Origin of the sequence: Cryobacterium sp. Hh11 (genome assembly GCF_004404045.1) — a bacterium.
GTDB lineage: Bacteria > Actinomycetota > Actinomycetes > Actinomycetales > Microbacteriaceae > Cryobacterium > Cryobacterium levicorallinum.
In genome coordinates this window covers 233,723-258,122 of the sequence record NZ_SOHF01000015.1, presented here as the reverse complement: position 1 = coordinate 258,122, position 24,400 = coordinate 233,723, and the positions used below count along the sequence as shown (strand labels likewise).

Below are 24,400 nucleotides of genomic sequence, written 5' to 3'. Positions count from 1 at the left end.
GGCGGCAGACGTTGCGCGAAGGCACCCCGGTTGGCCCCGGTATTCTTGGTTGTTGTGAGTTCTGACTATTCTGCGCGCCACCTATCCGTCCTCGAAGGACTGGAGGCAGTGCGCAAACGCCCCGGCATGTACATCGGCTCGACCGACTCTCGCGGTCTGATGCACTGCCTGTGGGAGATCATCGACAACTCGGTTGACGAGGCCCTCGGTGGCCACGGCGCGAGCATCAATATCGAGCTGCACCCCGATCAGAGCGTCGAGGTGCGCGACACGGCCCGCGGTATCCCGGTCGATATCGAACCCAAGACCGGCCTGACCGGCGTCGAGGTCGTCTTCACCAAACTGCATGCCGGCGGCAAGTTCGGCAGCGGATCCTATGCCGCTTCCGGCGGATTGCACGGGGTCGGAGCATCCGTCGTCAACGCCCTGTCCGAACGTCTCGATGTTGAGGTCGACCGGGACGGCAAGACCTGGGCCATGTCCTTCCACCGCGGAGAGCCCGGCCTGTTCGCCGACACGGGGGAGAAAAGTCCGGACGCCCCGTTCACTCCGTTTGAGAACCAGAGCGAGCTGCGGGTGATCGGCAAGGTCAAGCGCGGCGTCACGGGAACCCGCATCCGCTATTGGGCCGACCGGCAGATTTTCACCAAAGGTGCAGCCTTTCAGACCGACGAGGTGCTGAACCGGGCCCGGCAGACGGCGTTCCTGGTTCCGGGCCTGGCGATCGAGGTCGCCGACCGGCGCACCGACGAGCAGGTGGTCAGCCTGTTCCAGTTCGATGGCGGGATCAGCGAATTCGTCGAGCATCTTGCGACGGATGCCCCGATCACCGACACCTGGCGGCTGACCGGTAGCGGCACCTTCAGCGAAACCGTACCGGTGCTCACCGACAAGGGCGCTATGGTGCCCACCGAACTCGTGCGCGACTGCGAGGTGGATATCGCCCTGCGCTGGGGGACCGGCTACGACACGATCGTGCAGAGTTTCGTGAACATCATCGCCACGCCGAAGGGAGGCACGCACCAGGCCGGCTTCGACGCCGGGCTGCTTAAATTTCTGCGCGGTCAGCTGGAGCTGAATGCCCGCCGGCTCAAGGTCGGCAGCGACAAGCTCGACAAGGACGACGTGATGGCCGGCCTCACCGCCGTGCTCACCGTACGCCTGCCCGAACCGCAGTTCGAGGGCCAGACGAAAGAGGTGCTCGGCACGCCGGCCGTGCGGGCGATCGTTGCCAGCGTTGTCGCCAAGGCCATGGCGGAGCGCTATGCCTCGGCAAAACGTGACGATAAAACCCAGTCAGCGCTGTTGCTCGACAAGATCGTCGCCGAGATGAAGTCGCGCATCTCCGCCAGGGCGCACAAGGAAACCCAGCGGCGTAAGAACGCCCTGGAGAGCTCCTCCCTGCCCGCCAAGCTCGTCGATTGCCGCAGCAACGACGTGTCCACGAGTGAGCTGTTCATCGTCGAGGGCGACTCGGCGCTCGGCACCGCCAAGCTCGCGCGCGACAGCGAGCATCAGGCGCTGCTGCCGATCCGCGGCAAGATTCTGAACGTGCAGAAGGCATCCGTTTCGGACATGCTCTCCAACACCGAGTGTGCCTCGATCATCCAGGTGATCGGTGCCGGCTCCGGGCGCAGCTTCGACCTGTCGGCGGCGCGCTACGGCAAAGTCATCATTATGAGCGACGCCGATGTCGACGGCGCCCATATTCGCACCCTGCTGCTCACCCTGTTCTTTCGCTACATGCGCCCGATGATCACCGAGGGTCGCGTGTTCGCTGCTGTGCCGCCGCTGCACCGGGTGATCGTGATGAACCCGGGCTCGAAGCCCAACGAGACCATCTATACCTATTCCGAAACCGAGTTACACGCAGTGTTGACGGCGCTCGAGAAGAAGAATCGCCGCTACCAAGACCCGATCCAGCGCTACAAGGGCCTCGGCGAAATGGATGCCGACCAGCTCGCGACAACGACCATGGAACGCGCCCACCGCACCCTGCGCCGGGTGCGCGTCGACGATGCCGAGGCGGCCGGCAAGGTGTTCGAACTGCTCATGGGTAACGATGTGGCCCCGCGCAAGGAGTTCATCATCGACAGCTCCGACAAGCTTTCCCGCGATCGCATCGACGTCTAACCCTCCCGCGAGAGCGCAAAAAGTGCCCGATTGGATAGTTCAATCGGGCACTTTTTGCGCTCTCGCGGGGAGGGGAGCCTATATTTCGGAGCCAATAGCTCCGATGATGGCGTCAAGCATGACCCCGGATGCGTCTCGGCGGGATCCGGACTCGGGGAGGGCACGGGGAGTACCGTCCGGACCGACGGCCCGCGCCGGCGCTGGCCCGACCCAGGCGACGGCGAGCGTATCTTCGCCCTTCAGGAAACGCTGGGCACGCACACCTCCGGTGGCTCGCCCCTTGGCCGGGTACTCAGAGAAGTCGCTCAGCTTGGCGCTGCCGGGGTCGGTCCCCGGCAGGGTCTGACTGCTCGCCGCGACCGTCGCGACGATCGCCGTGGCGACGTCCTCGGTCGAAAGGCTCGTGAAGAAGACGACCGTCTCACCCGGCGTCAGCTTGATGCCGGCCATGCCGCCGGCTGCCCGGCCCTGTGGACGCACACCGGAGGCGGTGAAGCGCAAGAGTTGGGCGTCGGAGGTGATGAAGACGAGGTCGTCGTCCTCGCCGCCCTGGGCCGCGCCGACCACTTCATCCTTCGGTTTAAGCGCGACGATCTCGAAATCGGGCTTGTTGGCCCAGTCCCCGGGAGTGACGCGCTTCACGACACCCTGGCGGGTGGCGAGTGCAATCGCCCGATCGGAGTTGAGGGAGACGATGCCGAGTACGTGTTCCTCCTTATCGGACAGCACGAGGTACTCGCTGATTCGTACCCCGGCGGCGAGTTGAATCGACGTCGGCGGCATCACGGGCAGATCAACGGGGGAGAAGCGGATGAGGCGACCCCGGTTGGTCACCGCGCCCACCTCGGTGCGGCTCGTCGTGTCCAGCGTGGAGAGCACGGCGTCGTGCTTGCTACGTCGCTGGGGCGGCTGGATTCGCTGCGGAAGTGAATCGTCGACCGCGACCAGGTCGACCCGGGCAATGCGACCGGTCGCGCTCAGGAAAATACGGGTAGCGATGTCCTGCACCTCAAGCACGGCCGCCTGGCGTTTGGCGGCGGCGACCGAGAGGCCGGCGATGCTCGGCTTGGCCTCGGTCAATACCGTGCGGCGCGGGGTGCCGAATTTTTCGGCGACGGCACCGAGCTCTTCGGAGACCAGGGTGCGGATGGCGGCCTTGGAGGACAGCAGTTTTTCCAGCTTGGCGATCTCGGCGAGCAACTGGTCGCGTTCGGCTTCGAGTTCGATGCGGGAGAATTTGGTGAGGCGGCGCAGCCGAAGTTCCAGAATGTACTCGGCCTGGATCTGGCTCAGGTCGAACACGTCGATGAGTTTGGCGCGCGCCTGCTCGGTGTCGTCGCTCGCGCGAATCACCTGGATGACCTCGTCAATGTCGAGAATGGCCACGAGCAGGCCGAGCACGAGGTGCAGGCGTTCCTTGCGGCGGGCCAGCCGGTAAGCGGAGCGGCGGGTGACGACCTCGATGCGGTGATTGACGTAGACGTGCAGCAATTCGAGCAGGCCGAGGGTCTGCGGGGCTCCGTTGACGAGGGCGACTGCGTTGATATTGAACGAGTCTTCGAGCGGGGTGTAGCGGTAGAGCTGCTCAAGCACGGCGTCGGGGCTGAACCCGGTCTTGATGCCGATGACGAGACGAAGCCCCTTGGTGCGGTCGGTCAGGTCGGTGACGTCGGAGATGCCGCTGAGCTTCTTCGAGTTGACGCCGTCCTTGATCTTCTCGATCACCTTTTCCGGGCCGACCAGATAGGGGAGTTCGGTCACGACGAGCCCGGTCTTACGAGCGCTGATCGACTCGACCGAGACGCGCGCCCGGGTCTTGAAGCTGCCACGGCCGGTGCTGTAGGCATCTTTGATGCCAGCCAGACCGACTATCGTGCCGCCGGTGGGCAGGTCGGGCCCCGGCACGAACTCCATCACGTCGTCCAGGGTCGCGTTCGGGTGCGCGAGCAAATGCCGGGCCGCTCCGACGACCTCAATCAGATTGTGCGGTGCCATATTGGTCGCCATGCCGACGGCGATGCCGCTCGTGCCGTTGACCAGCAGGTTGGGGTAGGCAGCCGGCAACACATCGGGCTGGGTCAGCTGGTTGTCGTAGTTGGGCACGAAGTCGACGACGTCTTCGTCGAGGTTCTCGGTCATCGCGAGGGCCGGGGCCGCCAGACGGGCTTCGGTGTAGCGGGGAGCAGCCGGCCCGTCGTCGAGAGAACCGAAGTTGCCGTGTCCGTCGATCAGCGGCACCCGAAGCGAGAACGACTGGGCCATGCGCACGAGCGCGTCATAGATGGCGGTGTCGCCGTGCGGGTGCAGCTTGCCCATCACCTCACCGACAACACGGGCGCTCTTCACGTGCCCCTTGTCGGGGCGCAATCCCATTTCGTTCATCTGGTACAGGATGCGTCGCTGCACCGGCTTGAGACCGTCCCTGGCGTCGGGCAGGGCGCGCGAGTAGATCACCGAATAGGCGTATTCGAGGAAAGACCCCTGCATCTCGACCGCGACATCGACGTCCTCGATGCGTTCGGTGCTGGCTGTGCTGGTGTCGGGTGTGGTGCTGTCTGAGCGGCTCATTCGCGAATTCTGCTTCAAGCGTGCGGCGGCGACCGAACGATCCGGTCGGGCTGCACTACGTCTGGGGCGCTCTCGGGAGCGCTGGAGGGCGCGGGTTCGTCCCTGTGAAAGAATAGAACCCGATGCCCACCATGCTACCGGCCCGCCAATTCAGTGCCCTGCGCCTGGCCGATGTTCTCACCAGTTCCCTCGATGCCGTCTGTGCCAGACCGAATTTGCTCGGGTTGCCCACGGTGCGCAAAGCGGTCGTGATTCTGGCGGACGGCCTCGGCGTCAGCTCGATCCGGGCTCGGGCCGGGCATGCCCGTTTTCTGGCTTCCCGCCTCAACAAATCCAACATTATCGACGGGGTCTTCCCGGCAACGACCGTGGCGGGGATAGCGACTTTGACCACCGGGGTGGAACCGGGCCAGCACGGTCTGGTCGGCTACCAGGTGCTCGATGCGGCTCGCGACCGGGTCGTCAACCAGCTGACCGGCTGGGACGCGGGCATGCAGCCCGCGACCTGGCAGCGGGCCCGCACCGTTTTCGACCGGGCCGCCGACGACAACGTGCCCAGCTTCGCCATCGGCCCGAAAAAGTTTCTGGACTCCGGCTTCACCCAGGCGGTATTGCGCGGGGCGCAGTACGTGCCCGCCGAGAAGGTGGCCGATCGTTTTGCCGCAGCGCGCAGCATCCTGAATGAGAACCCCACCGCCCTGATCTACCTGTACGTCGCTGAACTCGACGTTGTCGCCCACGCGCACGGCTGGGAATCGGACCGCTGGCTGGCCGTGCTCGAGAACCTCGACTCGGAGGTGACCCGGTTCGCGGCGACTCTGCGCTCCGATGAGGGGCTGCTTCTCACCGCAGACCACGGCGTGATCGACGTGCCGAGCACCAAACACGTTCTGTTCGACACCGAGCCGGCACTCGTCGCCGGAGTTCGCCACGTGGCGGGGGACCCGCGCTGCGTGCAGCTCTACCTCGAACCGGAGCAGTCCGCGGTCGACGCTGACACACTCGCGGATGCCTGGCGGCAGTCGCAGGGGGATCGCGCCTGGGTCTACACCCGCGCTGAGGCGGTAGCGGCCGGACTCTACGGGCGCGTGGCCGACGAGGTGCTGCCGCGCATTGGCGATGTGATCGTTGCCGCCCTCAAAGGCATCGCCTACTACGATTCCCGGCCGGCGAACCAGAAGGCGCGCGGCATGATCGGGCAGCACGGTTCCCTCACCGATGAGGAAGTGCGCGTGCCACTGATTCGTGCGGGTGCCTTTGAACGATAACGAAGACAATCCGGCGCCCCTGCTGGGGCGCCGGAGCGATTAGACCGGGTACTGACGGCGCTTGACCTGCGGCTTGGGCAGACGCATCGGGCGCAGCTGCAGCGCGCGCATGGCTGCATACCAGCGGATGCGCTCGGCCTTGTCCTCGCCGAATTTGGCCTCGATCTTCTTGGTGAGAATGAATCCGAGTGCGACGCAGTCGATGACGGCGAGGATGAAGAATGCCCAGAGCGCGAAGATCGCGTAGACGTCAATGCTCGGAATCGTCGTGAGCAGGATCACCAGGAACATGATCGGGATCATCAGTTCGCCGACGTTGAACCGCGCGTCGACGTAGTCGCGGGCGTAGCGCTTCTGCGGACCGCGTTCGCGTAGCGGCAAATACTTGTCGACTCCGGCAGCCATGCCGGCCCGAGCGACATCCCGAGCTGCTGTGGATTTGGCGCGCGCCTGCTTGGCGGCGAGCTTGCGGTCGTCCGGCACCAGCGGGCGCTTGTTGGCCGCTTCCTGCTTCTTGCGGGTGGGGGTCGCCTGACCCTTGCCGGCAGTGGGCGCGAGACCGAGGCGCGCTGCGGTCTCGTCTGCGCTTTCAATCGACGGCTGGGCGTCGGGGTTTACGGGAGTCTTAGCCACATCAAATCCTTGCAATTGGGTGCTTTAAGATTACCCGTATGACTGGTAACCCACAGACAAATTCCCCAACCACGGGCTCCGCCGCACACTCGGAAGCGGATTCGGGGGCGCAAAACGCCCTCCGCACCGCCGTCGAACAGGGGCTCCCCACCACGATCGCTGACCTGTGCGCGTTGGTGCGCATCCCGTCGGTATCCTGGGCCGCTTTCGACCGTGCCCACGTCGCCGCCAGCGCCGACGCCGTAGTCGCTCTCGTGCGCCACCTCGACGTGTTCGAGTCCGTCGACATCGTGCAGGCAGGTATACCGGGCGGGACCGAAGTCGGCCAGCCCGCCATTCTCGCCTCTCGTCCGGCGCGCAACGGCCGGCCGACCGTGCTCCTCTACGCTCACCACGACGTTCAGCCTCCCGGGAAGGACGAAGACTGGGAGTCCGACCCGTTCACCCCGACCGTCCGCGGCGACCGGCTCTACGGGCGCGGTGCCGCCGACGACAAGGCCGGGGTGATGGCGCACATCGCCTCCATTCGAGCTCTCGTCGCCGCTGTCGGCCGCGACTTCGATCTGGGGCTCGCGCTGTTCATCGAGGGAGAAGAAGAGTTCGGCAGCCGCTCGTTCGCCACGTTCCTGGACGAGAACCGCGAGGCCCTGCGCGGCGATGTGATCGTCGTGGCCGATTCCAACAACTGGGATGTGAACACGCCCGCCATCACGACTGCACTACGCGGAAACGTCACCCTGCGGTTGACCGTGCGCACGCTCGAGCATGCTTCGCACTCCGGCGTGTTCGGCGGAGCAATCCCGGACGCCATGCTGGCCATGATCAAACTGCTCGCGACGCTGTACGGCGATGACGGTTCGGTTGCCGTCGCCGGACTGACCAGCATCGACGTGCCCACCCCCGACTACTCCGAGGAGCAGCTGCGCGCCGAGACCGGGCTCCTGCCCGGCGTCAGCCCGATCGGACACGGTTCCATTCTCAGTCGAATCTGGTCGCAGCCGGCTCTCACCGTCACCGGCATCGACGCCCCGAGCGTCGACAACGCGTCGAACACCCTCACACCGAGCGTCAGCGTTCGAATCAGCACGCGCATCGCCCCCGGGCAGTCCGCGGTCGAGGCCGCGGTCGCCATCGAAACGCACCTGCGTCAGCACGCCCCCTTCGGCGCGTCCGTCGAGATCGACGATATCGACACCGGCGAACCCTTCCTGGTCGACACCAGCGGCTGGGCCGTGACCGAAGCGCGCACGGCCATGACGGATGCCTGGGGCACGCCGCCGGTGGACATTGGCGTCGGCGGTTCGATACCGTTCATCGCCGACTTGGTGCGCGTTTTCCCGGCCGCCCAGATTCTCGTGACTGGGGTAGAAGACCCTGACTCCCGCGCCCACAGCCCGAATGAATCCCTGCACCTGGGAGTTTTCAAACGGGCCGTACTGAGTGAAGCGTTCCTGCTCGGTCGCCTGAATGAGCGCACCGGGCATTGACCTCGAAAACCCCGCTCAGGGAAGTATGAGAGCGTGGGAATGCCCAGGTCGACTTTCCGGTTGTCCCGGATAGCATTGTCAAGACCAAAACCTGCGTGCGAAGCAGTCACTGCGCGAACCAAGGAGAAGCATGACCGACACCATGACCCCGACTATCAGCTCCGCTGACATAGCGACGCCTAGCGCCGCGCACGGCATCGCCCTCACCGAGGTCGCGGCACTCAAGGTGCGCAGCCTGCTGACCCAGGAAGGCCGCGAAGACCTCCGTCTGCGCGTCGCCGTGCAGCCCGGCGGATGCTCCGGCCTGATCTACCAGCTGTACTTCGACGAGCGAGTTCTCGAAGGCGATGCCCTCGTCGACTTCGACGGTGTCGAGGTCGTCGTAGACAAGATGAGCGTCCCGTACCTCGATGGCGCCTCGATCAACTTTGAGGACACGATCGAGAAGCAGGGGTTCACCATTGACAACCCGAACGCCGGCGGCAGCTGCGCCTGCGGCGATTCCTTCAGCTAAGCATCCGCTTTAAAAAAACCTGCAGGGCAGGAACATTATTACCCAATGATGTTCCTGCCCTTTTTTGCTTCCAGCCCGTTATTCCCCAGCCATTTTCCCGTGGTCTCGCCTGATTTAGCCAGCCATCAGCGGTGGCGCTGCAGAAAACCTCGCCGCCACGACCCGAGGGTGCACGTCGGAAGCGTTCTCGCGGAGTAGGCTGGGATGGATCAAAACACTTCCTGAGAAGTGTCCTCGAATCTCCCGAAAGGTCCCCCGGTGCGCAATAACCACCGCCTTCGTTGGGCTGCTATTCCGCTCGCAGCGACGTTAGCCGTTGTACTGGCCGGATGCACGCAGGCCCAGCTCCACGGCTTCCTGCCCGGCTTTATTGAAGAGGGTGAAGCGCCGGTCAGCAATCAGACTGATCGCATCGCCGGACTGTGGACCACGGGGTGGATCGTTCTCCTCGTCGTCGGCCTCATCACCTGGGGGCTGATCATCTGGACGATCGTGGTCTACCGCCGCCGGAAGGGCCAGACCGGACTTCCGGTTCAGCTGCGCTACAATATGCCGATCGAAATTTTTTACACGGTCGTGCCGCTCATCCTGGTCGTCGGATTCTTCGCATTCACGGTTCGCGACCAGATCGCCATTGAGACCCGATTCGAGACCCCCGACGTCAAGATCGAGGTGCAGGCCAAGCAGTGGGCGTGGGACTTCAACTATGTCGACGAAGACGTCTATTCACCGGGCATTCAGGGCCAGCCGGATCCCGACGGTGAACGCGGTTCACTCATCGAGTCCGAACTTCCCGTCCTGGTTCTGCCAGTCGACCAGAAGGTTGAAATCGCTCTCGAATCTCGCGATGTCATCCACTCATTCTGGGTCATCGATTTCCTGTACAAGAAGGACGTCGTTCCCGGTAAGACCAACTACATGTCGGTCATCCCCGAACGCATCGGTACCTTCAAGGGCAAGTGCGCCGAGCTGTGCGGCGAGTACCACTCGCTCATGCTTTTCAACGTCGAGGTCGTCTCTCAGGAGGACTACGACACCTACATCCAGACTCTGCGTTCCGCGGGCAACGTCGGCCAGCTCGACAACAATTACGACCGCAATCAGAATCAGCCGGGCACGAGTGCCCCGACGGCTCCGGAGGGCAACTAAACCATGAGCACGACCATCGCACCAGTCGAGTCACGTCCGGCACTGCCGGTCTCTCCGTCTGCGGAGCCCAAGGGAAATATCCTCGTTCGGTGGATCACCTCCACCGACCACAAAGTCATCGGGTACATGTACCTGATCACGTCGTTCATCTACTTCTGCCTCGGCGGCGTCATGGCACTCATCATTCGCGCCCAGCTGTTCGCCCCCGGACTCGACGTCGTGCAGACGAAGGAGCAGTACAACCAGCTGTTCACGATGCACGGCACAATCATGTTGCTGATGTTCGCGACACCGCTGTTCTTCGGATTCGCCAACTTCCTCGTTCCGCTGCAGATTGGCGCTCCCGACGTTGCGTTCCCGCGCCTCAACGCGCTCGCGTACTGGTTCTTCAACTTCGGCAGCCTTATCGCAGTTGCCGGGTTCCTGACCCCGCAGGGTGCTGCGTCCTTCGGTTGGTTCGCCTACCAGCCGCTCGCCAGCACGACATTCTCACCGGGAATCGGCGGCAACCTGTGGATGGTCGGGCTGGGCCTGTCGGGCTTCGGTACCATTCTCGGCTCGGTCAACTTCATCACCACAATTATCACCATGCGCGCCCCTGGAATGACGATGTGGCGGATGCCCGTCTTCACCTGGAACACGCTCATCACGGCTCTGCTCGCCTTGATGGTGTTCCCCGTGCTTGCCGCAGCCATGCTCGCGGCCGCATCCGACCGGATCTTCGGCTCGCACATCTACGACTCGGCCAACGGTGGTGCCATACTCTGGCAACACTTGTTCTGGTTCTTTGGACACCCCGAGGTGTACATCATCGCCCTGCCGTTCTTCGGCATCGTGTCCGAAGTCTTCCCGGTGTTCAGCCGCAAGCCGATGTTCGGGTACAAGACGCTGATCTACGCGACCATCTCCATCGCCGCGCTGTCCATCTCGGTCTGGGCGCACCACATGTACGTCACCGGCTCGGTGTTGCTGCCGTTCTTCTCGCTCATGACCATGCTCATCGCGGTCCCCACCGGGGTGAAGATCTTCAACTGGATCGGCACCATGTGGCGAGGGTCGCTGACCTTCGAGACGCCCATGATCTGGGCCATCGGCTTTCTCGTCACGTTCACTTTCGGTGGTCTCACCGGCGTGATCCTGGCCTCGCCGCCGCTCGACTTCCACGTGTCCGACACCTACTTCGTCGTCGCCCACTTCCACTACGTGGTCTTCGGTACCGTCGTGTTCGCCATGTTCAGCGGGTTCTACTTCTGGTGGCCCAAGTGGACCGGCAAGATGCTCAACGAGAGTCTCGGCAAGTGGCACTTCTGGTTGTTGTTCATCGGCTTTCACACCACATTCCTGATCCAGCACTGGCTCGGAGTCATGGGAATGCCGCGCCGGTACGCCACCTACTCGCCGGAGGATGGTTTCACCTGGATGAACCAGGTATCAACCATTGGCGCCATGATCCTCGCCGTGTCCATGATCCCGTTCTTCCTGAACGTGTACATCACGGCCCGCAAGGCGCCCCTGGTCACGGTCAACGACCCGTGGGGCTACGGCTCCTCTCTCGAGTGGGCCACGTCCTGCCCGCCGCCGCGACACAACTTCACCTCCATTCCCCGCATTCGGTCCGAACGCCCGGCCTTCGACCTCAACCACCCCGAAGCTGGCATCCCCGTCGGAATCGGACCCGGCAAGGATGCGCCCGATGCGCCCGTCTACGACATCGACTCGAATCAGGTGAAATAAGTGAAGACCAACGTCAACCTGCTCTGGGTGCTCACCGTCTTCTTCGGAATCGTCACGGTTGTGTACGTCGCCTGGAGCCTGCTCGATCCCTTCCACGGCCAGATTGAGTGGGCGGGCACGTTCATGCTCGCCCTGTCCACGCTGCTCGTGGCCTTCGTCGCGTTCTACCTGGACAAGGTGCACGCCGCTCAGGGTGGGGAGCTTCCCGAGGACCGTCTCGATGGCAACATCGACGACGGGGATCCCGAGATGGGCTTCTTCAGCCCGTGGAGCTGGTGGCCAATCTTCCTGGCCGCCGCCACGGCGCTGGTCTTCCTCGGTCTCGCCGTGGGTTTCTGGGTCTCCTTCATTGGACTCGGCCTGGGTCTGATCTCCCTAACCGGATGGGTGTACGAGTACTACCGCGGCCTGTTCGCCCGCTAAGCACACAACACCAACCGATACCGATCTGCCGCTGCTGGCAGGTCGGTATCGTCGTTTAACGTTCGGCCAGGCTGTGTCACAGGGCAGGTGCGTGTTGGAGTCAGGCTGTGACAGCGCAAGGGTAGTGTCCGGGCCGGGGTGTGCCAGCGCAGGTCCGTGTCCCGGTCGGGCTGTGTCAACGCGGGGCCGTGGCGCGGCGCCGAAACCCGAATATGTCGAATGCGATCGTCACGTCCTGCAACGAATCTGGGGCCGGCTCAGGACCCGTCGGTGCAGCGTGATGCGACGACGGCCCCATGCCGATGAGCGAGGCCACCTCGGCCACTGAGAGCGCTACGGTTTGTTCGAGGTGCTGGGCGCTCTCCAGAGCGAACCAGGCCGCGAGGCTCGCTTCGAGGTGTGCGGCCTTATCTGCCTGCATCTCCACGGCCAGGCCGGCCCGCCGGAGCTCTCGCAAATGCGTCGGTCGAGGGACCACCACGAGCAGCAGCCCGCCAGGTCGGAGAACGCGATGGAATTCCGCAGCATTGCGGGGCGCGAAGACGTTAAGGATGACATCGACCGCAGCTCCCTGCACGGGCAGCGGGGACCAGACATCCGCTACCAGCCCGTCAATGCGGTCATGCGAGCGGATGGTTCGGCTCACCGCAGTGGGGGAGAGGTCCATGCCGAGCGCCCGGACGTCCTCGCCTAGGGGCAATGCCTCGCGCAGATAGTAGCCGGTACCGCAGCCTACGTCCAGAATACGTCGGGGATGCTCGGGGGAAATGACGGCGCGAATGGCGGCCTGGAGTGGCTCGTACCAGCCGGCTGCGAGAAATCTGTCGCGGGCATCGAGCATGGCTGCGCTGTCGCCGATGAACTTGGGCGGGCCGGTGAGGAGGTTGATGAAACCGCGCTTGTTGACGTCAAAGGAATGCCCCGTGCTGCATCCCAATCGGAGTGCGCCCGTCGGAGAGAGGGGCAGAAAGCAGTTCGGGCACCGAAGCCACTCCGATAACGTCTGGAGTGACATCGATGCCCGATCTGTGGTGGTGCCTGAAGAGCGCTACTTGTCGGTGATCGCCGCCTGGTGTTCCTGGTCGGTGATCGCTGCGGGGTGGTCGCCATGAGCGCGATTCAGCTCGGTCTGCGTGACTGGAGTGATCCGGTCTTCGAAGAACCAGCGGGACAGTCCGGCGCGAACCTTCTCGGCGGGGCCGATCTTGCTCTGGGCGTTGGGTCGAAGCATGAGCGGCTTGAAGTCGCTGTAACTCACCAGTTTCCAGCGCTCATACTCATCGACCGGCTGGTGCACTTCGACGAACTCGCCGCCGGGCAGTCGAACAATGCGGCCTGACTCGTAGCCGTGCAGCACGATCTCGCGGTCCTTCTTCTGCAACGCGAGGCAGACGCGCTTGGCGATGAAGAAAGCCAGAATCGGTCCCAGCAACGTTGTGGCCTGGAGGGTGTGGATAACACCTTCCATGGTGAGGTGGAAATGCGTGGCCATGATGTCCGACGAGGCTGCAGCCCAGAGCGAGGCGTAGAACGTGACGCCGGCAGCACCGATAGCGGTGCGGGTCGGGGCGTTGCGCGGACGATCCAACACGTGGTGCTCGCGCTTGTCCCCGGTGATCCAGGCTTCGATGAAGGGGTAGACCATGACGGTGACGATGAACAGCCCGACCACGGCCAGTACGACCACGATGTTGAGCGAGTAGGTGTGGTTCAGCCACACGAACTCCCACCCCGGCGGAATCAGGCGCATGGCGCCGTCAGCGAAACCGATATACCAGTCGGGCTGGGTACCGGCAGACACCGGTGACGGGTCATACGGGCCATAATTCCAGATCGGGTTGATCGTGAACAGGGACGCGATCAGCATGACGACGCCGAAGACGATGAAGAAGAACCCACCGGCCTTGGCGGCGTACACGGGGAGCACCGGATATCCGACCACATTCTGGTTGGTGTGTCCGGCGGCCGGGTACTGGGTGTGCTTGTGCACGACGACGAAGAGGAGGTGCATCGCGATCAACGCGACGATGATCGCCGGCAGCAACAGGATGTGCAGCGAGTACAGCCGTCCGACTATGTCGGTGCCGGGAAATTCGCCGCCGAAGAGCAAGAAGGAGGTCCAGGTTCCGATAACCGGGATGCCCTTGACCAGACCGTCGATGATGCGCAGGCCGTTACCGGAGAGCAGGTCGTCCGGGAGGGAGTAGCCGGTGAACCCTTCGGCCATTGCGAGGATGAACAGGATGAACCCGATGACCCAGTTGAGCTCGCGCGGCTTGCGGAACGCACCGGTGAAGTAGATCCGCAGCATGTGCAGCCCGATGGCGGCGACAAACAGAAGAGCTGCCCAGTGGTGTACCTGGCGCATGAGCAGGCCGCCGCGAATGTCAAACGAAATGTCCATGGTCGACGACATGGCTACCGACATCGGGATGCCCTTGAGCGGCGCGTAGGAGCCGTCATAGACGACCTCCGCCATGGAAGCCTGGAAGAAGAAGGTCAGGAAAGACCCGGACAGCAGGATGATAACGAAGCTGTAGAGCGCAACTTCGCCGAGGAGGAAGGACCAGTGGTCAGGGAAAATCTTGCGGCCAAGTTCTTTGACCGCGCCAGAGATGCTTGTGCGCTCGTCAATGTAGTTGGCGGCCGTGGCGGTAAAGCCACCGGCCTTCTTCGCCCCGACGGTTTGGTCCCCAGCAGATTCGCGGGTGTTTACGGTTGTCATGCTCGCTCCCAGAAACTCGGGCCGACTGGTTCAGTGAAATCGCTCTGCGCGATCAGGTAGCCCTCAGCGTCCACGGCAATCGGGAGCTGGGGTAGTGCCCGCTTCGCCGGACCGAAGATGACCTTGCAGTGGTTCTCAACGTCGAACTGCGACTGGTGACACGGGCAGAGCAGGTGGTGGGTGTGCTGTTCATACAGTGCCACCGGGCATCCTACGTGGGTGCAAATCTTTGAGTACGCCACGATGCCCTGGTAGGACCAGGTCTTGCGTTCCTCTGATTCTACAAGGTCCGCTGGGTCCATACGAATTAAGAGGACGGCTGCCTTGGCCTTTTCTTCCAGGCGACCATGCTCCATCTCGGACAGCCCTTCCGGTATGACGTGGAAGGACGAACCCAACGTGACATCCGAGGCCTTGATCGGTGTGCCGCTCGGGTCCATGGTCAAACGGACGCCTTTTTTCCACATGGTTTCGTTTAGGAGATCCACGGGGTTCTGATCCATCGGACCGAGCCCGCGGAACAGGACAACGGCAGGCAGCGGGAAGACGACGAGCGCGCCGATCAGGCTGTTACGAATGAGCGTGCGACGACCGAAGCCGGATTCTTCATTTGCCTGCTGAAATATCTCCACGGCGCGGGCCCGAACGGGTTCGGTTCCACGAACCGGGTGGCGTTCGTCAACGCCTTCATGATCACTCATGAGGGCCTTGCCCCAGTGCACAGCACCGATACCGATGGCGAGTAACGCGAGGCTGAGCCCAAGACCGATGAACAGGTTGTTCAGGCGTACGGATCCCGGATCTTCCGGGACGATGGGAAAGGCCATGTAGGCCGCGATCGCGAAAACACTACCCACGATGGAAACGTAGAACAACGTGTAGACAGCGCGCTCCGCCTTGCGCTCTTCCTTGTGGTCAAGGTCGGTGATGCGCGGACGATGCGGTGGGAGCCCCGGGTTGACCAGGGAATCCCGTGTGACGACGGCGGTGCTTGCGGCGATTGGAGCAAGCGAGTCGCCAGGCGAGTCGGCGGCGGTTACGTCCTCCGCGCCGTTATCGTCCTTGACCATTGTTCTCCTTTGTGGGCTGTGAAAATACTCTGCGCGCTCGTGCTGCGCGGCGTTCGGGTGAAACGGGGGAACTGGTCAAGACCGATTCCCGGTCATCAGTTGGATTTTGCGGTGATCCACACGGTCAGGGCCACGATTGCGCCCAGCCCGAAGATCCAGATGAAGAGGCCCTCAGCCACCGGCCCCAGGGAACCGAGTGCTAAGCCGCCCGGAGACGGGTTGTCCTCGACGTACTTGAGGTAGGTGATGATGTCGCGCTTATCTTCCGGCGTGATGTTCATGTCGTTGAAGACGGGCATGTTCTGCGGGCCGGTGATCATGGCCTCGTAGATGTGCTGAGCTGACACGTTCTCGATCGCGGGGGCGAACTTACCCTCGGTCAGGGCGCCGCCAGCGCCGGCCACGTTGTGGCACATCGCGCAGTTGATGCGGAACAGCTCTGCGCCGTTTGCCGCATCGCCAGCAGCAGAGTCGAGCAGTTCAGCCGCCGGAATTGCGGGGCCGGGAGCCAGCGAAGCAACGTAGGCCGCGAGAGCTGCGATTTGCTCAGACGTGAACTGCACCGGCTTCTTCTGTGCCTGAGGGCCCTGCATCTGCATGGGCATCCGTCCGGTGCCGACCTGGAAGTCGACCGACGCTGCGCCGACTCCGATCAGGCTGGGGCCTTCTGTGGAACCCTGGGCGCTCAGTCCATGGCAGGTTGCACAGTTTGCGGCGAAGAGTTTTTCACCCTCAGCGATGGTCTGCTGGGAGGAAGCATCCGTTGTCGCGACGGCGGTGCTGGTGCTGAAGGCCGCATAGGCACCTCCGGTGAACAGCAGTCCGATGGCGATGAGGGCAACGCTGGCGAGCGGGTGGCGACGTCCGGTTTTGCGTGGTCGGCGTGCTCGAGTCTTTTTGATCGTGGTCATGCTGAAGTAGTCCGCTCCCGTTTCTCAGTAAGAACTTCTATTTAAGAACGTAGATGACCAGGAAGAGCCCGATCCAGACGACGTCGACGAAGTGCCAGTAGTACGAAACCACGATGGCGCTGGTGGCTTCCTTGTGTCCGAAGTTCTTGACCGCGAAACCGCGCCCAATAATCAGAAGGAAGGCGATCAGGCCCGCCGTCACGTGAATTCCGTGGAAGCCGGTCGTGATGTAGAAGGCTGACCCGTAGGCGTTGGAGGAGAGTGAGATTCCCTCGGACACCAGCGTGGCGTATTCGAACACCTGGCCGGTGACGAAGATCGCGCCGAGGGCATAGGTGAGGAAGAACCACTCGACCATGCCCCACTCGCTCGGCTTCCAGCCGGTCGATCGGGCTTGCAGCCGCTCGGCGGCAAATACCCCGAACTGGCAGGTCACCGACGAAGACACCAACACGAGCGTGTTGATCAACGCAAAGGTGAAATTGTGCTTGTCCGCCTCGAAGAGCCAGAGCTCGGAAGAGGTCGAACGAAGTGTGAAGTAGATGGCGAAGAGCCCCGCGAAGAACATCACTTCGCTGCCCAACCACACAATGGTGCCCACAGCCACGCTGTTAGGCCGGTTCACAACGGGCGCACTCGCCGTCTGAGTAATTGAGGTGCTGGTCACCCCTCTATTATGGCTGATATTCCCCCAAGTTTTTCTCAATCTGCCATGCAAGTGACCTTTTATGCCCGATGGAGTGGTTCTTTTCCCGGCTGGTTTCGTTGTGAATTCGGGCGAGTCGGGCCCGTTCTCCTAAGATCGAAAACATGCTCGAATCCCAGACTTGGCCAAAGATTTTAGATTCCCTCCTGTCCGGTCAGGATCTGAGCGTGGCAGACGCCGCATGGAGCATGGAACGGATCATGCTCGGCGAGGCCAGCCCCTCCCAACTCGGAGCCTTCCTGGTCGCTTTGCGAGCCAAGGGAGAGACCGTCGATGAGATCGTCGGTTTTCGGGATGCCGTGCTGGAGCATGCCATTGAACTCCCCGTCAATCCGATGGCGCTCGACATCGTCGGAACCGGCGGCGACCAGTTCGGCACGGTCAACATTTCGACCATGGCATCGATCGTCTGTGCGGCGGCCGGCGTGCCGGTCGTCAAACACGGAAACCGGGCAGCCAGCTCAGCTTCCGGGTCGTCAGACGTACTCGGTGAACTCGGCATTGACCTGTCGCGAGACGCCGCTCGGGTAGCGCAGGTCTTTGAGGAGACCGGAATTACCTTCGCCTTTGCGGCGGCCTTTCACCCGGGCTTTAGGCACGCCGCCCTCACCCGGAGCGAATTGGGCATCCCCACCGTGTTCAACTACCTCGGCCCCCTGTGCAATCCGGCCAGGCCGGAGGCATCCGCTGTCGGAGTGGCGAACCTGGATCGGGTCCCCCTTTTCGTCGGCGTGTTTCAGACCCGCGGTGCCACCGCTCTTGTTTTTCGCGGTGACGACGGGCTCGACGAGCTGACCACGACCGGGCACAGCCACATTTGGGAGGTCTCCCGCGGCCTCGTGACCGAACATGACATTGACCCGCGTGACCTCGGCATTAAGCGGGCGCAGATCGGCGACCTGGTTGGTGGCTCCCCACGGCACAACGCCGATGTCGTGCATTCCGTGCTGGCCGGCGATCAGGGACCGATTCGGGACATCGTGCTGCTCAACGCCGCAGCCGGACTCGTCGCCTTCGACCTCGCCAACGATCCCGCTCAGGTGCAGGTTGCGATTTTGGATCGTTTTCGCAGCAAGCTGGTAGTGGCCGCCGAAGCGATTGACTCCGGTGCGGCCACGGCCAAATTGTCGGCCTGGGTGGCGGCGACCCGGATCTGACCCCGGTCGCCGTACACTCGATCGCCCGCTACAACACGTCCTCGTCGACCCAACCGAACGTCTTGGTGACGGCCTTCTTCCAGTTGCGCAGCTGACGGTTGCGTTCCTCGTCGTTCATCTGGGGCGTCCAGCGGCTGTCCTCCTGCCAGTTGGTGCGCAGCTCGTCGAGTCCGCTCCAATACCCGACGGCGAGGCCGGCCGCGTACGCGGCGCCCAGGGCGGTCGTCTCGGCGACGACGGGACGCACCACGGGAACACCGAGAATATCCGCCTGGAATTGCATGAGCGTGTTGTTGGCGATCATGCCGCCGTCGACCTTGATCTCGGTGAGGGGGACACCGGAGTCGGCATTGACCGCGTCGATGACTTCCCGGGTCTGGAACGCAGTCGCCTCGAGCGCTGCCCGGGCGATGTGTCCTTTATTGACGAACCGGGTCAGGCCGACCAGCGCGCCGCGGGCATCGGCTCGCCAGTAAGGCGCGAACAGGCCGGAGAACGCCGGCACGAAGTACGCACCGCCGTTGTCGTCGACCGTTTTGGCGAGATCCTCGATCTCGGCGGCGGAACTGATCATGCCGAGGTTGTCCCGCATCCACTGCACCAGGGAACCCGTGACCGCGATTGAGCCTTCCAGGGCGTAGTGCGGTGCTGCATCGCCGAGCTTGTAGCCGAGCGTCGTGAGCAGCCCGTTCTTCGAGTGCACGATCTCTGTGCCGGTATTGAAGATCAGAAAGTTGCCGGTGCCGTAGGTGTTCTTCGCCTCGCCCTGGTCGAAGGCCGCCTGACCAAAGGTTGCGGCTTGCTGGTCGCCGAGGATGCCGGCAACGGGAACTTCCCGCAGCAGGCTCGAGGTGTGGGCTGTTCCGTAGACCTCCGATGAGGAACGAATCGACGGGAGCATCGACCGGGGCACGTCGAAGATGGCGAGGATCTCGTCGTCCCACTGCAGCGTTTCAAGGTCCATGAACAGGGTGCGACTCGCGTTGGTCACGTCGGTCGCGTGCACTCCGCCGTCGACACCGCCGGTGAGATTCCACAGTACCCAGGAGTCGGTGGTGCCGAAGAGGAGGTCGCCGGCATCCGCTTTCGCGCGCGCGCCCTCGACGTTTTCGAGGATCCAGACAATCTTGGTGCCGGAAAAATAGGTGGCCAGCGGCAGGCCGACCTTCTGCTTGAAGCGCTCGACACCGCCGTCCGCGGCGAGGCGGTCGACAATGGGCTGGGTGCGGGTGTCCTGCCAGACGATGGCGTTGTACACCGGAATACCGGTGGTCTTGTCCCAGACGACGGCTGTTTCGCGCTGGTTGGTTATGCCGATGGCCTTGATATCGTGGCGGGTCAGATTGGCCTTGGACAGCGCCTGGCCAATAACCTCGCGGGTGTTGTCCCAGATTTCCTTCGGGTCGTGCTCGACCCACCCGGCCTGCGGAAAAATCTGCTCGTGCTCCAGCTGCCCGGTCGAGACAATCGATCCGGCCTTGTCGAAGATGATGGCGCGGGAACTGGTGGTTCCCTGGTCGATCGCAAGAATGTAGTCAGTCATGGGTCAGTGTCCTCCTTGAAATTGGTGCGAGACGTGCGGGTGGCGGCATAAACGGGCCGATTCTCACGAAGGGTACCGGCCCGTGTGGGCTGGTTAAGAGACGAGAAGGGGAAGAAGTGCCGTTGCGGTCCAGCCGGCGAGCAGGCCGCCGATGACCGGTCCAACTACTGGAACCCAGGAGTAGGACCAATCAGAGCTGCCCTTGCCCTTGATAGGCAGGATGAAGTGGGCGATGCGCGGTCCGAGGTCACGAGCCGGGTTGATGGCGTAGCCGGTGGGCCCGCCGAGTGAGGTGCCGATCACGATGACGAGGATGGCCACGGGAAGGGCTCCGAGCGCTGCGAGACCGCCGGACTCACCCTGACGACCGCCGCCGAAGGCGATGACGACGAAGACCAGCACGAAGGTGCCGATGATTTCGGTGACGAGGTTCCAACCGTACGAGCGGATGGCCGGCCCGGTGGAGAAGACACCGAGCGTGTTGGCCGGTTCGGGCTCGGCGTCGAAGTGCTGTTTGTAGGCCAGCCAGCACGCGACAGCGCCGAGGATGGCGCCGAGCATTTGGGCTCCGATGTAGGCGAGCACGGAGACGACGTTAACGGGAACACCCATGCCGAATTCCGTGGCGCCGTTGGCGACCAGTCCGAGGGTGACGGCGGGGTTCAGGTGCGCCCCCGAACGGTAGGCGACGGTGACACCGGCGAAGACCGCGAAGCCCCAACCGATGGTGACCATGAGAAACCCCCCGCCGAGGCCCTTGTTTTTGGCCAAGGCGACGTTGGCGACAACGCCCGTTCCGAGCAGAACCAGCATTGCGGTGCCCACGACCTCCGAGATCATTACAGCTCCGATATTGTCCACGAGAACCTTTCTGGTCAGGCCGGGGATGCCGAAGCTGCCCCTCTACGGTGAGCGGATGGCATCAACATAGCGCGCGCTGTCATCGAGGGGAATAGGCTGCTCGAGTTGGCCTCGACCCTTTCCGTGCGTGGTCGATGCGTGTACGTTGATCGTGGGAAAATGCGCTTGGGGCGAAGCGTCCGATCAATCCGTGGCACCACCGAGTGAATGGCTGGTCATGAAGAAGCTCATCAACGATCCGAAGAACGTCGTCAACGAGGCCGTCGCCGGGTTCGAGGCGGCGCACGCCGACATGGTGCGGGTCTCGCACGATCCTATTTTCATTGTGCGAGCGGATGCACCTGTGAAGGGCAAGGTCGGAATCGTCAGCGGTGGCGGCAGCGGACACGAACCGTTGCACGGCGGATTCGTCGGTTTCGGAATGCTCGACGCAGCCGTTCCTGGGCCGGTTTTCACGTCCCCAACACCTGACCCGATCCTGGCCGCGACGCAGGCGGTCGACGGCGGAGCTGGCGTGCTGCACATCGTGAAGAACTACACCGGCGACGTGCTGAATTTTGAGACCGCAGCCGATCTCGCATCCGCTGAAGGAATTGAGGTTCGCACGGTCATCATCAATGATGACGTCGCAGTGAAGGACTCGCTCTATACCGCGGGACGCCGCGGTGTGGCCGGAACGGTGTTGGTCGAGAAGATCACCGGGGCCGCTGCAGAACGCGGCGATAACCTGGCTACTGTCGTTACCGTGGCCGAAAAGGTCAATTCTCGGGTACGTACGATGGGGGTGGCGTTGACGCCGTGCGTGGTGCCGCACGCCGGCGAGCCGAGCTTCGTGCTCGCTGACGACGAGATCGAGATCGGCATCGGAATCCACGGTGAGCCCGGCCGGGAACGCATCAAGCTCGAGCCGGCCGATGCCATCGTCGACCGCCTGCTCATGCCCATTTTGGAGGACCTACCGTTGGCCAGCGGCGACCAGGTGCTGCTGTTGGTCAACGGCATGGGCGGCACGCCGCTGGTGGAGCTATACATCGTGTTCCGGCGCGCGGTCGAAGTACTGCGCGAGCGGGGCATCACGGTGTCGCGTAGCCTCGTCGGCAACTACACGACGAGCCTCGAAATGGCGGGGGCGTCGATTTCCGTGCTGCAGCTGGATGCAGAGCTGACCGCCCTCTGGGATGCACCGGTGCAGACGGCCGCGCTACGGTGGGGACGATAGAAGGAGGCGCCGATGAGCCCGGACGCAAGAACAAACTCGGACCTGGATACCGCCTGGACCGTGCGGTGGATTCGGCGCAGCGCAGAGGTGCTGGCCGCCGAGCGCGCCGCGTTGAACACGCTCGATCGTGACATCGGCGACGGCGATCACGGCGAAAACATGGATCGCGGTTTTCAGGCGGTCCTGCCCAAACTCGACGGTCTGGCTGACGATGCGAACCCGAGTACCGTACTCAAGTTACTCGCCACCACGCTCATCTCCACCGTCGGCGGAGCCGCCGGGCCACTGTACGGCACCGCGTTTCTGAAGGCCGCCGGCGCAACTGCTTCCGTGGGCACTCTCGACGGTATGGCACTCGTCGCCCTCCTGACGGCGGCCAGGGACGGCATCGTCCTGCGCGGCAAAGCCGGGCCTGGGGACAAAACCATGATCGACGCCTGGAGCCCGGCCGTGGATGCGGCCCAGGCCGCGGAGTCGGCGGGCGAGAGCGCACCGGCCGTGCTGACAGCGGCAGCGGATGCCGCAGCGCGGGGCGCCCAGGACACCGAACCGCTCGTGGCGCGGAAGGGCCGAGCGAGCTACCTCGGTGAGCGGGCGATCGGTCACCGGGATCCGGGCGCACAGTCGACGGCGCTCCTGCTACGCGCCGCGGTCGACGCGACCCTGGTGACGGAGTGAGCGTGCCGGCATCCGCTGACCGGGTTGGCCTGGTTTTCGTCTCGCACAGCGCGAAGATCGCGGCGGGGCTGGTTGAACTAGCCCGTCAGATGGCACCGACCGTGCGCCTCGTCGCTGCCGGTGGCACCGACGAGGGCACAATCGGAACGAGCTTCGATATGATCACGACGGCACTGGCCGAGGCGGAGGGTGGCGCCGGTGTGGTGATTTTGTGCGACCTTGGCTCGGCCATTCTGACCGCGGAAACGGCCCGCGATTTTCTCGACAAGGCGGAGCAGGATCGGGTACGGATTGTGGATGCTCCGCTGGTCGAAGGTGGGGTTGCGGCGGCGGTCGCCGCGGAAATCGGGGGAGACCTCGACGCCGTCGTGGCAGCCGCGCGCACGGCACTTCAGCCGGCCCACGCGGGCGAGCGTAGTGCCGATGCCGGGACCGCAGATCCAGCCGAGGCTGGGGAGATCTCCCGCACCGTGATCCTGGTGAACAGGGACGGTCTGCACGCTCGTCCGGCGGCGGAATTCGTGAGCCTCGCGAGCACCTTCGCGATGCCCCTCACGGTGAACGGCACGGACGCGACGAGCCTGCTCAGCATTATGTCGCTCGGGCTGGCCCGGGGGAGTAGCGTGCACCTGGCCTCGACCGACCCCGCGGCCGGGCCCGCAATCAGCGCCCTCGCGGCCCTGCTGGAATCCGGATTCGGCGAGGCCTAGCTCGGCCCGCACGTTTCGCGTACCAGCTGCGTGCCTTTTTGTCCAATCGGGCGTATCGTAATGGCATGATTCAGGACAGGAAAACCCCACGCGGTCCGGAACAGTGGGGTGCAACCGATTTCCGGTCGTGCCCGATCTGCGGTCATGCGATGCGTGAACACACCATCGACCACTCGTCGCGAAACACGGTGGTCAATTGTCCGGTGCCCCACCCCGGGGCCTGGGACCGTGACGCGTTCGAACCGGTCAATGAATTCGGCATGGTCCTGCACCATGCGCACGCCTGATCCGCAATTCTGATTGCGCGGCCAGCTCGCTGTCACTGGCTCAGCGCCGGCGAACGGATGCGGGAACTCCCGTTCCATCCGCCGTCAACAGTGAGGCAGATGGTGCGCGCGATCCGGTCACCACCGGGACCACTCCGGCCCAGACCGCGTGGCTTTCGCCATCGTCGACGGCCTCGCTCGGTGTACCACTGCGCATCTTCATGCTCACCTCGGTGAGGGGTATGCACAGCACGACGGCCGCTGCCAGTTCGCGGCGCGTCATCGGGCGCACCTCTTCACTTCGGCCGGGCATGAGCCGTTCGGAGAGAACGAGCAGCTCAACGGCGAGGGATATTTGGTCAGCACTCAGGGAGCGCCGACGCGCGTGGCCGTTCTGCTGCACGGGGAAACCCTCGCGGCGCCAGCGCGACCGATGGTGGACGCGGGTCAGCAGCATCCGCTTGATGTGCTGGATTTGACACCGGGATACCCGACCACCTGAGGCATGCCAGGGGAGTGCGGTGTGAGGCCGAGGACATCGTCGTTACGGCTGGCACGAGTGAAGCATTCGCTCTCGTAGTCCTGGCGCTGCGGGAACACCTGGAGTCCGGTGCAGAAGAGGATTCCGCTCGAGCACCGCCTCTG

The 24,400-nt window shown here is 63.6% G+C and carries 22 protein-coding genes; 12 read left to right on the top strand and 10 right to left on the bottom strand.

Translation table 11 applies throughout. From position 1 onward, the window contains the following. The first annotated feature begins 54 nt into the window (after positions 1–54). Positions 55–2,133 (top strand): DNA topoisomerase IV subunit B, encoded by a 2,079-nt coding sequence (locus E3T46_RS06630; protein WP_134577917.1) that lies wholly within the window; start codon positions 55–57, stop codon positions 2,131–2,133. A gap of 78 nt (positions 2,134–2,211) precedes the next feature. On the opposite strand, the gene E3T46_RS06625 is transcribed toward E3T46_RS06630, so the two are convergent. Continuing rightward, a complete protein-coding gene (locus E3T46_RS06625) occupies positions 2,212–4,701 on the bottom strand; it encodes a DNA topoisomerase IV subunit A (RefSeq protein WP_134577916.1) in 2,490 nt (829 codons plus the stop codon). Positions 4,702–4,823: 122 nt separating this feature from the next. Here E3T46_RS06625 and E3T46_RS06620 point away from each other — a divergent pair, with 122 nt between their 5' ends. Beyond that, complete coding sequence (locus E3T46_RS06620; protein ID WP_241980502.1) at positions 4,824–5,969, top strand: alkaline phosphatase family protein; 1,146 nt, start codon at positions 4,824–4,826, stop codon at positions 5,967–5,969. A gap of 39 nt (positions 5,970–6,008) precedes the next feature. Here E3T46_RS06620 and E3T46_RS06615 read toward each other — a convergent pair whose 3' ends face one another. Continuing rightward, positions 6,009–6,602: a DUF3043 domain-containing protein gene (locus E3T46_RS06615; RefSeq protein WP_092448628.1), complete on the bottom strand. Its 594-nt coding sequence runs from the start codon at positions 6,600–6,602 to the stop codon at positions 6,009–6,011. Positions 6,603–6,640: 38 nt separating this feature from the next. On the opposite strand from E3T46_RS06615, the gene E3T46_RS06610 reads away from it, so the two are divergent. From E3T46_RS06610 to E3T46_RS06590, 5 genes are all read left to right on the top strand, one after another. Next, the gene (locus tag E3T46_RS06610; protein WP_134577915.1) at positions 6,641–8,089 is read left to right on the top strand and encodes a dipeptidase; all 1,449 of its coding nucleotides are present in this window, start codon (positions 6,641–6,643) and stop codon (positions 8,087–8,089) included. Positions 8,090–8,219: 130 nt separating this feature from the next. Beyond that, positions 8,220–8,603 (top strand): iron-sulfur cluster assembly accessory protein, encoded by a 384-nt coding sequence (locus E3T46_RS06605; protein ID WP_134577914.1) that lies wholly within the window; start codon positions 8,220–8,222, stop codon positions 8,601–8,603. Positions 8,604–8,861: 258 nt separating this feature from the next. Then, positions 8,862–9,752, top strand: a complete 891-nt coding sequence (gene coxB, locus E3T46_RS06600) for a cytochrome c oxidase subunit II (protein WP_092448625.1) — start codon at positions 8,862–8,864, stop codon at positions 9,750–9,752. 3 nt (positions 9,753–9,755) lie between these two features. Continuing rightward, positions 9,756–11,486, top strand: a complete 1,731-nt coding sequence (gene ctaD, locus E3T46_RS06595; RefSeq protein WP_092448624.1) for a cytochrome c oxidase subunit I — start codon at positions 9,756–9,758, stop codon at positions 11,484–11,486. Beyond that, positions 11,487–11,909: a cytochrome c oxidase subunit 4 gene (locus tag E3T46_RS06590; RefSeq protein WP_134577913.1), complete on the top strand. Its 423-nt coding sequence runs from the start codon at positions 11,487–11,489 to the stop codon at positions 11,907–11,909. It abuts the gene before it with no gap. A gap of 175 nt (positions 11,910–12,084) precedes the next feature. Here E3T46_RS06590 and E3T46_RS06585 read toward each other — a convergent pair whose 3' ends face one another. The 5 genes from E3T46_RS06585 to E3T46_RS06565 form a co-directional block, all read right to left on the bottom strand. After that, a complete protein-coding gene (locus tag E3T46_RS06585) occupies positions 12,085–12,924 on the bottom strand; it encodes a methyltransferase domain-containing protein (RefSeq protein WP_134577912.1) in 840 nt (279 codons plus the stop codon). A 33-nt stretch (positions 12,925–12,957) separates the two neighbouring features. After that, positions 12,958–14,634, bottom strand: coding sequence for a ubiquinol-cytochrome c reductase cytochrome b subunit (locus E3T46_RS06580; RefSeq protein ID WP_134577911.1), 1,677 nt, complete (start codon positions 14,632–14,634; stop codon positions 12,958–12,960). Next, entirely contained in the window at positions 14,631–15,704 is a 1,074-nt protein-coding gene (locus E3T46_RS06575; RefSeq protein ID WP_134577910.1) for a Rieske 2Fe-2S domain-containing protein, read from the bottom strand. Before E3T46_RS06575 ends, E3T46_RS06580 begins: the two co-directional genes overlap by 4 nt. Positions 15,705–15,799: 95 nt before the next feature. Continuing rightward, positions 15,800–16,615: a cytochrome c gene (locus tag E3T46_RS06570; RefSeq protein WP_134577909.1), complete on the bottom strand. Its 816-nt coding sequence runs from the start codon at positions 16,613–16,615 to the stop codon at positions 15,800–15,802. A gap of 37 nt (positions 16,616–16,652) precedes the next feature. Continuing rightward, positions 16,653–17,282: a heme-copper oxidase subunit III gene (locus E3T46_RS06565; RefSeq protein WP_241978832.1), complete on the bottom strand. Its 630-nt coding sequence runs from the start codon at positions 17,280–17,282 to the stop codon at positions 16,653–16,655. A gap of 143 nt (positions 17,283–17,425) precedes the next feature. On the opposite strand from E3T46_RS06565, the gene trpD reads away from it, so the two are divergent. Next, positions 17,426–18,478 carry an anthranilate phosphoribosyltransferase gene (gene trpD, locus E3T46_RS06560; RefSeq protein WP_134577908.1) on the top strand — a complete coding sequence of 351 codons (1,053 nt, stop codon included), beginning with the start codon at positions 17,426–17,428 and terminating at the stop codon, positions 18,476–18,478. A gap of 28 nt (positions 18,479–18,506) precedes the next feature. Here trpD and glpK read toward each other — a convergent pair whose 3' ends face one another. Further along, positions 18,507–20,021: a glycerol kinase GlpK gene (gene glpK, locus E3T46_RS06555; protein ID WP_134577907.1), complete on the bottom strand. Its 1,515-nt coding sequence runs from the start codon at positions 20,019–20,021 to the stop codon at positions 18,507–18,509. A 93-nt stretch (positions 20,022–20,114) separates the two neighbouring features. Next, entirely contained in the window at positions 20,115–20,861 is a 747-nt protein-coding gene (locus tag E3T46_RS06550; RefSeq protein WP_134578003.1) for an MIP/aquaporin family protein, read from the bottom strand. 238 nt (positions 20,862–21,099) lie between these two features. Here E3T46_RS06550 and dhaK point away from each other — a divergent pair, with 238 nt between their 5' ends. The 4 genes from dhaK (at position 21,100) to E3T46_RS06530 (ending at position 23,776) form a co-directional block, all read left to right on the top strand. Continuing rightward, positions 21,100–22,101 (top strand): dihydroxyacetone kinase subunit DhaK, encoded by a 1,002-nt coding sequence (gene dhaK / locus E3T46_RS06545; RefSeq protein WP_134578002.1) that lies wholly within the window; start codon positions 21,100–21,102, stop codon positions 22,099–22,101. Between the two features lie 12 nt (positions 22,102–22,113). Next, entirely contained in the window at positions 22,114–22,779 is a 666-nt protein-coding gene (gene dhaL / locus E3T46_RS06540) for a dihydroxyacetone kinase subunit DhaL (RefSeq protein WP_134577906.1), read from the top strand. A 2-nt stretch (positions 22,780–22,781) separates the two neighbouring features. Beyond that, positions 22,782–23,489: a dihydroxyacetone kinase phosphoryl donor subunit DhaM gene (dhaM, locus tag E3T46_RS06535; protein WP_241980500.1), complete on the top strand. Its 708-nt coding sequence runs from the start codon at positions 22,782–22,784 to the stop codon at positions 23,487–23,489. A 65-nt stretch (positions 23,490–23,554) separates the two neighbouring features. Continuing rightward, positions 23,555–23,776 (top strand): hypothetical protein, encoded by a 222-nt coding sequence (locus E3T46_RS06530; protein WP_134577904.1) that lies wholly within the window; start codon positions 23,555–23,557, stop codon positions 23,774–23,776. 40 nt (positions 23,777–23,816) lie between these two features. On the opposite strand, the gene E3T46_RS06525 is transcribed toward E3T46_RS06530, so the two are convergent. Beyond that, on the bottom strand, positions 23,817–24,158 hold the full coding sequence (locus E3T46_RS06525) for a hypothetical protein (protein ID WP_134577903.1): 342 nt from the start codon (positions 24,156–24,158) through the stop codon (positions 23,817–23,819). Positions 24,159–24,400: the final 242 nt, after the last annotated feature.